This is a genomic window from Blautia sp. DFI.1.216 (genome assembly GCF_020594215.1).
Lineage (GTDB): Bacteria > Bacillota > Clostridia > Lachnospirales > Lachnospiraceae > Blautia_A > Blautia_A wexlerae.
Window position 1 is genome coordinate 1 of sequence record NZ_JAJDML010000075.1, and the last position, 12,549, is coordinate 12,549.

Here is a 12,549-nt window from a genome sequence, read left to right on the forward strand (position 1 = left end):
GGTTTTACAGGTTTTCACATAATCTATTTGAAGTAGCACAATAGGTTAATTTAATGATGATGTATCGTTGTGCTATTCGGGAGATACAAACTAAACTTGAGGTTTTGGATGATGAATTTTCAGTTGAGAACAATCGAAATCCTATTTCTTTTATAAAAACAAGAATTAAGAAGCCCAATAGTATTTACGATAAACTGCAGAAGATGGGATATGAATTTACAACAGAAAATATACAGACATATCTCAATGATGTAGCAGGCGTTCGAATAGTTTGTGCGTTTATTGACGATATTTATATGATATCAGATTTGATTACCCAACAGGATGATATTAAAGTTATTGAAATAAAAGATTATATAAAAAATCCAAAATCGAATGGTTATCGAAGCTATCATATGATTGTTGAAATACCAGTATTTTTTGCTAAGGGTAAAACACCTATGCGTGTAGAATTACAGATTCGAACCAATGGTATGGATTTCTGGGCAACATTGGAACATCAACTTCGCTATAAAAAAGGAATTGAAGAAATGCCTGGCTATGATGAGATAAGTGAAGAATTACTTCATTCTGCAAGAGCTATCATTGAAGCAGATAATGAAATGCAGAGAATAAAAGACAAAATTGGTATGTTCCACGAAATTTAGGGAGAAAACTGAGCAAGTAGGAAGGTGGAATATATATGAAACAAGATACTTTAGAGGGCAAAGCAAAAACAAAAAATGGGGTAAAACGGCTGTGTTTTTCCATAATCTGCATTCTTCTGGAAGTGATTTTTATTATTACTATCGTAACACGCTTGAATGAATATGCAGAAATCATAAATTTATTTACAAGGATTTTGAGTGGGATCTTGGTTTTGGGATTGTACGCATCAAATAAGACATCCTCTATGAAAATGCCTTGGATCATCTTAATTCTAATTTTCCCAATTATGGGTGTAGGCCTGTATTTGTTGATTGGTTTGAATGGTGGCACACATAAAATGCGTGAGCGATATGCAGAAATTGATAGCAAATTGTTACCAATGCTTCCGGACAGTCAGGAGTGTTTGAGCAAAATAAAAGAAACAATTCCGAAAGCAGGAAATATAGCAAGTTACATACAAAGAAATTCGCAGTATCCAATCTATCAGAATACGGATATTGTGTATTTTGATGAAGCAGTGAAAGGATTAGAGGCACAGCTTAAGGATTTGGAGAAAGCACAGAAGTTTATCTTTATGGAATATCATGCGATAGAAGACGCTGAAGCATGGCATAAGATTCAAGATGTTCTGGAAGAGCGAGTAAAAGCAGGTGTGGAAGTTAGAGTATTCTACGATGATATGGGTTCTATAGGCTTTATTAACACAGATTTTGTGAAAAAGATGGAGGCAATAGGAATTCATTGCCGTGTATTCAATCCGTTTATGCCAGGTTTAAATCTGTTTTTGAACAATCGTGATCATAGAAAAATAACAGTTATTGATGGAAAAGTCGGATTTACAGGTGGATATAATCTAGCAAACGAATATTTTAATTACACACACCCGTATGGACAGTGGAAAGATACAGGTATTCGTTTAGAAGGAGATGCTGTTCAGTCGCTTACGGTGACATTTTTGGAAATGTGGAATGCAGTAAGTGATAAGGATGCTAATGATTCTGATTTTAGTAAATACCTTTTCCACTATGATTATGCGGCACAGCAAACTGGGTTTGTTCAACCTTATGCAGACAGCCCTATGGATAATGAGCAAGTCGGAGAAGAAGTTTATATCAGTATGATAAATAAAGCTGAAAAATATTGTTGGTTTATGACTCCATATCTAATCATAACAGATGAAATGACGCATGCGTTATGTCTGGCTGCTAAGCGAGGGGTAGACGTAAGAATTATCACACCTGGTATCCCTGATAAAAAATTCATTTATAATATAACTCGTTCTTTTTATCATGGATTAGTTAAACATGGTGTTCGTGTTTATGAGTGGACTCCTGGTTTCTGTCATGCAAAAATGAGTGTGGCAGATGACTGTATGGCAACTTGTGGAACAATTAATCTGGATTATCGAAGTTTATATCACCATTTTGAAAACGGCTGTTTTATGGCAGATTGTCAGGCAGTTGTGGAAATAAAAAATGATCTGATAAGAACGATGGGAGAATGTCGTGATGTGACAGACCAATATCAAACCGGACGAAGTGCATATTTGCGACTGGGACAATTATTTATGAGATTATTTGCTGGATTGCTATAAGAATCTGATGAAAGGACCTTTCAAAAAAAAGTTGATTTAGAAGTTAACTGTTTTTGAAAGGCCGTTTTTGCTATATCTAACAGTCTGTTGTACAAAGAAGATTTTGCATGGATGAAAAAACAAACCTTGTTGAGGTTAAATTGAGTTTTCCATTGTATTGTATTGCTAATGAATAAGAATAAGAAAAAGAACAGACAATGCTGAATGCACTGGAAACAAGAATATCTGAGTATAGTATGTAAGTTCGTAACAGAATAAAAGGAGCGATTCAAATGAGCAATTTGGAAAATTATATGAAACAGCAAGCAATTTTTTGTGAACAAAATGATAGCATTAGTAAGAATCTGTATTCAGAGTATGGTGTAAAAAGAGGCTTACGAGATGAAAAAGGCCAAGGTGTGTTGACGGGGCTTACAAATATTTCTGATATAAAAGCTTTTGAATATCGTGATGGAGTAAAGAGTCCATGTGATGGCGAGTTATCTTATCGTGGTTATAATATAAAAGATTTAGTAACAGGAAGTAAAGGAAAAAGGTTTGTCTTTGAAGAAGGAGCATATCTTCTTTTATTCGGAGAATTGCCAACTGATACACAGTTAATGGAATTTCAGGGAAGACTATCTGATTGTATGGAACTACCGACTAACTTTACCAGAGATGTCATTATGAAAGCACCTACATCAGATATTATGGGTTCTATGACTCGAAGTATTCTTACATTGGGCTCTTACGATAAGGAAAAAGAAAGTCTTGAAATTCCGAATGTGCTAAGGCAGAGTATGCAGTTGATCGCAGCATTTCCTATGTTAGCAGTATATGCATACCATGCTTATTGTCATTATGAAAAAAACGAAAGTATGTATATTCATAGACCTGAAAAAGATTTATCTATTGCTGAAAATTTCCTGCGCCTATTAAGACCAGATACAAAATTCACAGAACTGGAAGCAAGAGTACTGGATATAGCATTATTGTTACATATGGAACATGGTGGTGGTAACAATTCTACATTCACTACACGGGTAGTAACATCTTCAGGTTCAGATACTTATTCTGTTATTTCAGCAGCAATGTCATCCTTAAAAGGAAAAAAACATGGCGGTGCAAATCTGATGGTAATGAATATGATGGATGATATTAAAAGTCATGTGAAAGATTATGAAGACGAAGAGGAAATTGCATCATATCTGAGTAAGATTTTGAAGAAAGAGGCGTTTGATCAGAAAGGACTTATTTATGGAATGGGACATGCTGTATATTCTATTTCAGATCCGAGAGAAAGGGTGTTCAAAGGCTTTGTAGAACAACTCGCAAGGGATAAAGGACGTGAGAAAGATATGACCCTTTATAACAATATTGAGAAGATTGCACCTAAGTTGATTGCAAAGCAGCGTCAGATATTCAAAGGAGTAAGTCCTAATATAGATTTCTATAGTGGTTTTGTGTATGACATGTTGAATATTCCAAGAGAATTGTACACGCCATTATTTGCGATAGCAAGAATTGCTGGTTGGAGTGCACATCGCCTGGAAGAATTGATAACTACAGATAAGATCATTCGCCCGGCATATAAGAGTCTAGTCAGCAAAAAAGAATATATAGAAAGAGAGGAACGATAATATGGGAGCAGGAACCAGTGCAGAGGAGTTTTTTTTAAAGAGCATCAATGTTGAAAGTATATTTGAATTTGTCGAAAGAACAGATTATTTGTTTCTTTATAGTATAAAGGAATGTGTTGAAAAATCAGACTGTCATGAAGGAGTATATCTTTCAGAAGTGGCAGAATACATGAAATTATCGATTCCAGAAACATCTAAGATGGTAAAAAGTCTTGAAAATAAAGGATATATTATCTGGAAATTAGATGAAAAAAAAGAAAGAACATACCTTGTTTTGACGAACAAGGCAATTGAATTAAGTAATTGTCAGAAAGAAAAAATGATAGAAGCTTATGAAAAAATCATATCGAATATACAAGAAGATGACCTGGCAGTTACACGGTGTACATTGAGAAAAATCCGACAGCTTATGGAAGAAATAAAATAGTGATTAATACAACGGAGTAAGAAAAGCTCCTTCATATATTAGAATAAAAATATGACTGTTTCTTTAAAAAGAAGCCGGTCATATTTTTTTATGAAAAATAAATTTTGTTGAGGTTAAATTGAGATTGACTTTGTATTGTATAAGTATGAAATAAAAAGGAATCAGGTGATGTACAATGAAAAAGCATAAAATATGTAAAATCCTTCTTGTTATACTGGCAATTTTTTTATGTGTGGCTTTTTATGAATTGCTCGGAATCTGCGTTGCATATAAAAAGCAGCCGGAAGTGTCCAATACAACCAAAAAAGAAACAAAAAATGGGTCATGGAACGAATGCAGTGAAAATACAGAACGGGCAGTAATCATAGAAAAGAATCCAGAAGCGCTTTTACAAAGAGTGCGTTTGATCAAGAATGCAAAAAAGGAAATTATTCTTTCTACTTTTGCATTTCAATCCGATGAAAGTGGAAAATTGATTTTAGGAGCACTGCATGATGCGGCAGACAGAGGTGTACATATTCGTCTGTTAGTAGATGGAATGGAGAGCTGGATTGATATGGAAGGAAATCCGTATTTCTATGGATTATCTTCCCATGAGAATGTTGAAATTAAACTGTATAATAAGGCCAATCCGTTGAAACCGTGGAAAATGATGGGTAGAATGCATGATAAATATTTGATTGCAGATGGAAAGAGATATATTCTTGGGGGAAGAAATACATACAATTATTTCCTGGGTGATTTTCCGGGACATAAAAACTATGACAGAGACGTGTTAGTGGTTTGCGATGAACCTGAGAAAGAAAATTCAGTTAACCAGTTGTCAGAGTATTTTGAAACCATATGGAATCAGGAAGACAGTGGTTATTTTCATAACAATAAAAAAATGGCAAATAGAAAATCTGTAAAGAACGCAGTTTTAGAGTTGCAGAACAGCTATCAGAAATATTTTGAAGAGAATAAGGAAAGAATCTGCGAGACCGATTATACGGACGAAACTTTTGAGACAGAAAAGATTACATTAGTGTCAAATCCTATTCACACAGGTTCCAAAGAACCAGTAGTGTGGTATCAGTTGGGAGAATTGATGAAAAATGCAAAAAATCGTGTGAAGATCCACACGCCATATATTATCTGTAATGATATGATGTATAATACATGGGAGGAGATTGCAGAGAACGTTTCAGATTTTTCTATCATGACAAATTCAGTTGCGAATAATGGGAATCCATTTGGGGCTGCCGATTATGCGAAAAACAGAAATAGAATCTTAAGTACAGGAATTAATATCTGGGAATATGAAGGCGGTTATTCATACCACGGAAAAAGTATTCTCATTGACGATGATCTGTCTGTAATCGGTTCCTTTAATATGGACATGAGAAGTGCATATCTGGATACGGAACTGATGCTTGTAATTCGCAGTAAAGATATTAATAAACAGTTGGAAGAGGGCATGATGGAATATGAAAAAGTGTCCCGCCAGATATTAGAAGGCGGAACTTATAATGATCCATATCATGTAGAGCCAATCGAATTAACAAAGAAACGTCAGAGAAAAATATTTTTGGTACAGCATCTGCTTGGATGGGCAAGGTATCTGTTTTAATAAGGAGGAAGGAAAACGTGTTTCAAATATTGATTGTAGAAGATGATAAAGAATTAAGCCAGCTATTCCAAAAAGTGCTTGAGAAGAATGGATATCAAGTCAAAAGTGCATCGGATGGAGCACAGGCATTAGAAGTATTGGATAAGGAATATATTGATCTGATCATTTCTGATATTATGATGCCGGTTATGGATGGCTATGAACTGGTGTCAGAACTTCGTTCAGCAGGATATCAGATACCAGTGCTTATGATCACTGCGAAAGGTTCCTTTGATGATATGCGCCAGGGATTTCTTTCGGGAAGTGACGATTATATGGTAAAACCGGTAAATGTGAATGAAATGGTTTTAAGAGTCGGAGCACTGCTTCGCCGTGCACAGATACTGAATGAACACAAAATTGTGATCGGTTCAACAGAGTTTGATTATGATGCAATGACGGTTACAACTGATAAGGAAAGTCTTGTTTTGCCTAAAAAAGAATTCCTGCTTTTATATAAGCTTGCAGCTTCGCCAGGCAGAACATTTACAAAACAACAGTTGATGGATGAAGTATGGGGATACGAGACGGAGGCAGACCCACATACGATAGAGGTACATATAGGAAGAATCAGAGAGCGTTTTAAAGATAACCCTGATTTTGAAATCGTAACAATGCGTGGAATTGGATACAAGGTGGTGAAAAAATAATGGAACAAAAGAAAGAAAAAGGATTGCGGATCCGATCCTGTCTGACTGGTGCAATCTGGCTGGCACTTGTATTTTCAACAGTCATATCTGCGTTATTATTTGCTTTTTTGAATCATTTTTTTAATCTGCCGGGCAGCATACCTGTGCTTGGCTGGCTTTTGATTTTCAATACATTGATTGCAGGGCTGATCACTTCCTTTATCAATGCAAAGTTACTGGAACCAATTACCAGACTTAGTAAAGCAATGAAGGAAGTTTCTCAGGGAGATTTTGAACAGCATTTGGAAACGAACAGCCGTATAGCAGAAGTTGGAGAATCTTATCAAAGTTTTAATGTTATGACAAAAGAACTTCGTGCAACAGAGGTGCTGCAGATGGATTTTGTATCTAATGTTTCTCATGAGTTTAAGACCCCGATTAATGCCATTGAAGGATATACAATGCTGCTTCAGGGAGAAGAACTGTCTCCGGATCAAGAGGAATATGTAGAAAAAATCTTATTTAACACCCAAAGACTTTCCGGATTGGTTGGTAATATTTTGCTGTTATCCAAGTTAGAGAATCAGAATATACCAATGAAAAAAACAGAATATCGTCTGGATGAACAGATCCGCCAGGCATTTCTTTCATTGGAAACAAAATGGACAGAAAAAGAAATTGGTTTTCAGGTAGAATTGGAGGAAGTTAAATATACTGGGAATGAAGGACTTTTTATGCATATCTGGATAAATCTTTTGGATAATGCGATTAAGTTCAGCCCTTCAAAGGGGACAATTACGATGTTTCTGAAACAAGAACAGGATTCTGTTAAGTTCATTCTGGAAGATGAAGGACCAGGAATAGAGGATGATGTAAAATCCAGAATATTTGACAAGTTCTATCAGGTAGATGGATCTCATAAAGCAGAAGGAAATGGCCTAGGTCTTGCACTTGTAAAACGGATTGTAGATAGTGTCGGAGGAACAATCAAAGCAGAAAACCGTGAATATGGTGGATGCAGATTTGTTATAGAGCTGCCAAAGCAGAAAGATGAGATTATATAGTTTTAAGATAAATTAGAAGATGGGAGGATTTATATGACATTTTATCAGGAGTTGCAGTTAAATCAGACAGGTTCTAAAAACCTGTTGAAAAAGAGTGAAACACTAAAAGAAAAATTATATCATATGTGGGTATATCTGGTGAAGATAGCTGTTACAATGGCATTTTGTTTTTTCTTTGTTAGTATTTTCAGCATCCTATTTGGAAATGAGAACAGCATTGTAGGTGTAGTAGTCTTATTATGTCTCATGGTGTTTAGAAATGCGGATCTGGGGATCCACACCGGACAATCTACGATGCTTTTGGCTTTGTTCTTTGTAATTATGACTGTATGTCCGCATTTAGCAAATCAGTTTTCACCGGTATTGGGAATGCTGTTAAATATTGCGGCACTGGCTGTGTTGATTCTGTTCGGATGCCATAATCCATTCATGTTTAATCAATCTACATTGGTTCTTGGGTATCTGCTGCTATATGGTTATGATGTTACGGGAAAAAGCTATCAGATGCGATTAGTCGGAATGGCTTTAGGTGCAGCACTTACCTGCTTCGTATTTTATCGAAATCATAAAAACAGAACTTATAAAAGAAATCTGAAAGATCTGATACAAGAATTTGATATCACTTCTTCCAGAACAAAATGGCAGATATGTCAGATTTTATGCGTACCGATTGTCCTTTGCATTGCAGAACTTTGTAATATGCCACGTGCAATGTGGGCTGGTATTGCGGCCATGTCCACGATTTTGCCGTTTATGGAAGATATGCACTACAGAGTCCGTAAAAGGATTGTCGGAAATATTGCAGGTGTTATATGTTTTACAGTATTATATTTTCTGCTTCCTTCGTCAATCTATGCATATATAGGAATTCTTGGTGGAATCGGTGTAGGATTTTCAGCACAATATGGCTGGCAGGCAGTATTTAACACATTTGGTGCTTTAGCCATTGCTGCAGAGACTTATGGACTACAAGGAGCGGTTAGTCTTAGAGTGATTCAAAATGTTTTTGGTGTTGTGTTTGCTTTAGCATTTTGTGTTATATTTTATTGGTTTATGTCTAAAAAAAAGGAAAGTGAGGTGACCGTACATGCAGAGTGAAGTGAATCAGGAAGAAAATTTGAATAGAATTATTACGGTTCCTAATCTTCTTTCTTTTTTTCGGCTTTGTCTGATTCCGGTAATTATATGGAGTTATTGTGTAAAGAAAAATCCTCTGTTAGCTGGTGAAATCTTATTGCTGTCTGGTCTTACGGATCTTGCTGATGGATATATCGCAAGAAGATTCCATAGAATTAGTAATTTAGGAAAAATACTTGATCCGGTGGCTGATAAGCTGACACAGGCAGCGATGTTAATCTGTCTGTTTACTCGTTTTCCGCATGTGCTTCTTTTAATCGTAATAATGGCAGGTAAGGAGCTGTATATGGTAGTCAGTGGATGTCTTGTGATACAAAAGACAGGAAAAGTACATGGTGCAGACTGGCATGGAAAGATAGTAACCTTTTTATTATATGGAACTGCAGCGGTGCATATTATATGGTTCCACATTACACCGATGGTATCAGATCTGTTGATTGGTTTGTGTGCTATAATGATGGTCATATCGGTCGCTCTGTATATTATCCAGAATACCAGGACTCTTAAGGGAGAGACTGTATAAGCAATTTTATATTGCAATGACTAGAAAAATATTTAGGAGAAGATAGATATAAACAGTAAGTCAAACACACAAACTATGGAGTCTTTAGTCGGTTTAATAAAATTTTAGATAGAAAATAAATCATTATAAAAAGATCCTGTTCATACTATGATATATAGAACAGGATCTTTATTTACTTTATTTCGCCAGGAAATTGCTCTGAATCTCCATCGGCATATGATAAGCCTGGCCTCGTTTTGTCAGGCTGTATAATTTAAAGCTCATTAGTTCCGGAGTCGCATTCAATGAACTGCAGAGTCCGAAATAATCCAGGTCCTCGTTCTGAACCATATCTTCGATTTCCTCATCTTCAATCAGCAGATCGGCAGCAAACAGATTGGCCTGGTATTCTGTATTATCCGTCATATTGTAGAGTGTATCATCTTGCATACCTGGGTTGGATTTATCTTTATGGTAATTGTGTTAGTAGTTGTAATGCAGATATTTGAAAAGGTGAAAGAACAGCTGCTTAAATGGACAATTGATTAAAATTAAATGAAGATGAAAATATAGGGAAGTTGTGGTATATGGATGTGTATCACAGCTTCCCTTTTTTAACAAAAGCTAAATGCGTTTCATAAGTTACACTGCAATGTCCGGTGTCCAGTAGATATTATTTATCAATCTCACTCAGTGCAGCTTCATCAGCAACGATTGTTACATCATTATGTAACTGAAGGATGGAAGCCGGTACTTCCGGAGTGATTGCTCCATAGAGTACTTGCCTGTTGGGTGTATGTGCAGAAATATGTGAAACAGAAAACTCTGGACGAAATGCTGCAAGAATTGCCAGATGTAGGCCAATTTATCATTGCTATTGGATAGCTGGTTTGAAAGACTGATGGCGGAAGAATAGATGCTGTGATAGAATGAAGAAAAATGATAAGTTAATAAAATGATATCAAAAAAATTTACATCTGATAAGGAGAAGGAAAATAGATGGAAAGTGTGAATTATGAATATTTTGATTCAGAGAATGATTATTCAAAAAATCCTAATGCAACCAAACATAGATCATTTAACGTTTCAAGAGGAGATTTTAGTAAATATGCTATTTTAAATGGATTTTACGGAAAAAAACTGATTTCTCGAGATGCAAGAAAATTTTATTCATCAATGTGTAGAATGGCAGTAAAAAAGGAAAAAGGGTTTTATGTAATTTCAGATGAGTATGAATTTGCGGAAACTTCATATAAAAATGTAATTTCTTTTGCCATGGGTATGTTAGCAACAAGAATTATTGCAAATGAAATATATAACATTAACAAATTATATCATTTTACAGATAAGAGTTTTAAAGGAACGTTGGTGAATGGAAAAATGGCACCAGATTGGATCGGAGTTGATGGGCAAAAAAAAGTATTTTTATTTGAAAGTAAGGGGACTTGTAATAAGAATGTTAGGAAAAAGACAATCGAGCATGCAAAAGTACAATTAAATAATGTGGGTTCAATTAAGGATACATCAACAAACCAGATGTATTACCCACAAAAAGATAGCAAACATGTAATTTGTTCATGTTTTGACGCATACTCTGGTATAGATAAAGTATGGAATATACATGATGTGGATCCAGAAGGAAAGGGAGAAGTTAACTTAGAAATTAATTTTGATAAAGAATGCTTTATGTATTATCAAGCATTTGTTTCGTATGTGGATTCATTAAATCAGGTATATCAATGTGAGTCTGTAAAAAATCAAAAATACTATTGTTGGGTGTATGAAGATGAAAAATATTGTATTCTTGAAGAAATATATAATTCGATGAAATCAGGACAATTTAATGAACAGAATAGATATCGTAATTTTAATAATTATGTAAACGAGAAACTTAGTGATATAGAGTATCCAGAACAGTTTTCACATGATGGAATCTCTTCCTATGAAGATGGAATAGTAGTTTGTAGTTCAGTTTCTTGGCGAGATAAGCTGCACTAAGAAGATATTTTTGTTTTTGTTCTCATACTCCTCCTTCCGCTGAGACTATTCCTCCCGCCGGGAGTTCACGTATTTCAATATCGGCTGTCCCTTCCGATATTAGAAATAGTGCTGTGAACACCTTTAGGTGGAACCAACAGACAAGTGAAACGTCTGTTATTGAGAGGGTATGGGGAAATCCCCATCAAGATAAATCCCATAGGAGAACAGGATGGCAAACGACATTACTGTTAAACATGGGTGGATCTTGCTCTTATTTGTATCCCTCTATATAACGAAACGCTCAGAGACTGTTTTACAGTGGGGGAAAAGAAAAAATATCAAAAAATTGATGATTAATGGTGAGCTTGTGATAGAATGAAAAAAAGAGAAAAGCATAAAGGATGTAGTTGTAGAGAATATTTGTTATGATTAGAAAGTTGCTGAACGGAGATATCGATAGAGTCGCTGACATATGGTTAAAGACAAATCTGAAAGCACATTATTTTATTTCCAATCAATACTGGAAAAGTAATTATGAATTAGTAAAAGAAATGATGTCACAATACGAAGTTTATGTGTTTGAAGCAGATAAAATGATACAAGGATTTGTAGGACTAAATGATAAATATATAGAAGGTATTTTTGTCTCCGATGAAATGCAGTCATGTGGCATAGGTAAGCTTTTATTAGATTATGTTAAGGATAAAAAAGTTAGCTTACGATTAAATGTATACCAGAAGAATGCCAGAGCAATTTCTTTTTACCAAAGAGAAGGGTTCATTATTCAATGTGAAGGCTTGGATGAAGCTACTGGTGAAAAAGAGTACACTATGCTATGGAAACGAAAATAGAAATCGGAATTTATCAGAAAATGAAGAATAGTTGAAATGGAGGCGCTATAATAACATGAAGATTGAAGGGAACCAGAAAGAACTGGATGCAATGGTAGAATTTCATAAGGGAAACCGTGTCGAGGGACTGAGACTGCAAGAAGAATTTGCAGCGGAATTTCGTAAGGAGTATAAAGACAAAGATCACTGTCCTTGCCTGAAAGCCTGTCGTTATCACGGAAACTGTAAGGAATGTGTAGCAATCCACAGAGCGCATCAGGAACATGTTCCTAATTGTATGCGACCATTGATTAATAAAAAATTGAAATTGATGTCAGAATTAACAGAGCATACCTTGGCAAATGAAATAGAAGCTCCACATGAGATTTTAAGAAAATAGGCAAGTCAAATTCAAGTTGAACAAAATCGCTGCGCGATGGCTTGCCAAGGCTGTGGCGCAGCTTTCTTTTT

13 protein-coding genes and 2 pseudogenes are annotated in these 12,549 nt (G+C 35.4%); 13 read left to right on the forward strand and 2 right to left on the reverse strand.

Annotation, left to right across the window (positions count from 1 at the left end; genetic code table 11):
- Positions 1-47: 47 nt before the first annotated feature.
- From LJE11_RS17550 to LJE11_RS17590, 9 genes and pseudogenes are all read left to right on the forward strand, one after another.
- A pseudogene (locus LJE11_RS17550) lies at positions 48-647 on the forward strand (GTP pyrophosphokinase); the annotation flags it as partial.
- Positions 648-682: 35 nt separating this feature from the next.
- The gene (gene cls / locus LJE11_RS17555) at positions 683-2,242 is read left to right on the forward strand and encodes a cardiolipin synthase (protein WP_055053948.1); all 1,560 of its coding nucleotides are present in this window, start codon (positions 683-685) and stop codon (positions 2,240-2,242) included.
- Positions 2,243-2,514: 272 nt separating this feature from the next.
- Complete coding sequence (locus LJE11_RS17560) at positions 2,515-3,861, forward strand: citrate/2-methylcitrate synthase (protein WP_055053947.1); 1,347 nt, start codon at positions 2,515-2,517, stop codon at positions 3,859-3,861.
- A gap of 1 nt (position 3,862) precedes the next feature.
- Positions 3,863-4,288: a MarR family winged helix-turn-helix transcriptional regulator gene (locus LJE11_RS17565; protein ID WP_006858455.1), complete on the forward strand. Its 426-nt coding sequence runs from the start codon at positions 3,863-3,865 to the stop codon at positions 4,286-4,288.
- A gap of 175 nt (positions 4,289-4,463) precedes the next feature.
- Positions 4,464-5,897, forward strand: a complete 1,434-nt coding sequence (locus tag LJE11_RS17570; RefSeq protein ID WP_227296333.1) for a phospholipase D family protein — start codon at positions 4,464-4,466, stop codon at positions 5,895-5,897.
- On the forward strand, positions 5,876-6,586 hold the full coding sequence (locus tag LJE11_RS17575) for a response regulator transcription factor (protein ID WP_003693048.1): 711 nt from the start codon (positions 5,876-5,878) through the stop codon (positions 6,584-6,586). The genes LJE11_RS17570 and LJE11_RS17575 overlap by 22 nt, the downstream gene beginning before the upstream one ends.
- Complete coding sequence (locus tag LJE11_RS17580; RefSeq protein WP_227296335.1) at positions 6,586-7,629, forward strand: HAMP domain-containing sensor histidine kinase; 1,044 nt, start codon at positions 6,586-6,588, stop codon at positions 7,627-7,629. Before LJE11_RS17575 ends, LJE11_RS17580 begins: the two co-directional genes overlap by 1 nt.
- 33 nt (positions 7,630-7,662) lie before the next feature.
- Positions 7,663-8,727, forward strand: coding sequence for an FUSC family protein (locus LJE11_RS17585; RefSeq protein WP_055060228.1), 1,065 nt, complete (start codon positions 7,663-7,665; stop codon positions 8,725-8,727).
- Positions 8,717-9,289 (forward strand): CDP-alcohol phosphatidyltransferase family protein, encoded by a 573-nt coding sequence (locus tag LJE11_RS17590; RefSeq protein WP_055053943.1) that lies wholly within the window; start codon positions 8,717-8,719, stop codon positions 9,287-9,289. The genes LJE11_RS17585 and LJE11_RS17590 overlap by 11 nt, the downstream gene beginning before the upstream one ends.
- 177 nt (positions 9,290-9,466) lie before the next feature.
- Here the strand turns inward: LJE11_RS17590 and LJE11_RS17595 are convergent, their stop codons facing one another.
- Positions 9,467-9,718 (reverse strand): ImmA/IrrE family metallo-endopeptidase, encoded by a 252-nt coding sequence (locus tag LJE11_RS17595; protein ID WP_006427154.1) that lies wholly within the window; start codon positions 9,716-9,718, stop codon positions 9,467-9,469.
- A 223-nt stretch (positions 9,719-9,941) separates the two neighbouring features.
- Positions 9,942-10,040, reverse strand: a pseudogene (locus LJE11_RS20580) (glucosamine-6-phosphate deaminase); the annotation flags it as partial.
- A gap of 227 nt (positions 10,041-10,267) precedes the next feature.
- On the opposite strand from LJE11_RS20580, the gene LJE11_RS17605 reads away from it, so the two are divergent.
- The 4 genes from LJE11_RS17605 to LJE11_RS17620 all read left to right on the forward strand — a co-directional run bounded on the left by LJE11_RS17605 (position 10,268) and on the right by LJE11_RS17620 (position 12,478).
- Entirely contained in the window at positions 10,268-11,266 is a 999-nt protein-coding gene (locus LJE11_RS17605) for a hypothetical protein (protein WP_006427156.1), read from the forward strand.
- A gap of 211 nt (positions 11,267-11,477) precedes the next feature.
- Complete coding sequence (locus LJE11_RS17610; RefSeq protein WP_167338141.1) at positions 11,478-11,627, forward strand: hypothetical protein; 150 nt, start codon at positions 11,478-11,480, stop codon at positions 11,625-11,627.
- Between the two features lie 46 nt (positions 11,628-11,673).
- Positions 11,674-12,099 (forward strand): GNAT family N-acetyltransferase, encoded by a 426-nt coding sequence (locus LJE11_RS17615; RefSeq protein WP_055053942.1) that lies wholly within the window; start codon positions 11,674-11,676, stop codon positions 12,097-12,099.
- 55 nt (positions 12,100-12,154) lie between these two features.
- Positions 12,155-12,478, forward strand: coding sequence for a hypothetical protein (locus tag LJE11_RS17620; protein ID WP_004613237.1), 324 nt, complete (start codon positions 12,155-12,157; stop codon positions 12,476-12,478).
- Positions 12,479-12,549: the final 71 nt, after the last annotated feature.

Coding starts and splice junctions, on each gene's coding strand:
- cls (WP_055053948.1), top strand. CDS start 683: ATGAAACAAGATACTTTAGAGGGCAAAGCAAAAACAAAAAATGGGGTA.
- LJE11_RS17610 (WP_167338141.1), top strand. CDS start 11,478: ATGGCAAACGACATTACTGTTAAACATGGGTGGATCTTGCTCTTATTT.
- LJE11_RS17615 (WP_055053942.1), top strand. CDS start 11,674: ATGATTAGAAAGTTGCTGAACGGAGATATCGATAGAGTCGCTGACATA.
- LJE11_RS17605 (WP_006427156.1), top strand. CDS start 10,268: ATGGAAAGTGTGAATTATGAATATTTTGATTCAGAGAATGATTATTCA.
- LJE11_RS17620 (WP_004613237.1), top strand. CDS start 12,155: ATGAAGATTGAAGGGAACCAGAAAGAACTGGATGCAATGGTAGAATTT.
- LJE11_RS17565 (WP_006858455.1), top strand. CDS start 3,863: ATGGGAGCAGGAACCAGTGCAGAGGAGTTTTTTTTAAAGAGCATCAAT.
- LJE11_RS17580 (WP_227296335.1), top strand. CDS start 6,586: ATGGAACAAAAGAAAGAAAAAGGATTGCGGATCCGATCCTGTCTGACT.
- LJE11_RS17585 (WP_055060228.1), top strand. CDS start 7,663: ATGACATTTTATCAGGAGTTGCAGTTAAATCAGACAGGTTCTAAAAAC.
- LJE11_RS17595 (WP_006427154.1), bottom strand. CDS start 9,718: ATGCAAGATGATACACTCTACAATATGACGGATAATACAGAATACCAG.
- LJE11_RS17575 (WP_003693048.1), top strand. CDS start 5,876: ATGGGCAAGGTATCTGTTTTAATAAGGAGGAAGGAAAACGTGTTTCAA.
- LJE11_RS17570 (WP_227296333.1), top strand. CDS start 4,464: ATGAAAAAGCATAAAATATGTAAAATCCTTCTTGTTATACTGGCAATT.
- LJE11_RS17590 (WP_055053943.1), top strand. CDS start 8,717: ATGCAGAGTGAAGTGAATCAGGAAGAAAATTTGAATAGAATTATTACG.
- LJE11_RS17560 (WP_055053947.1), top strand. CDS start 2,515: ATGAGCAATTTGGAAAATTATATGAAACAGCAAGCAATTTTTTGTGAA.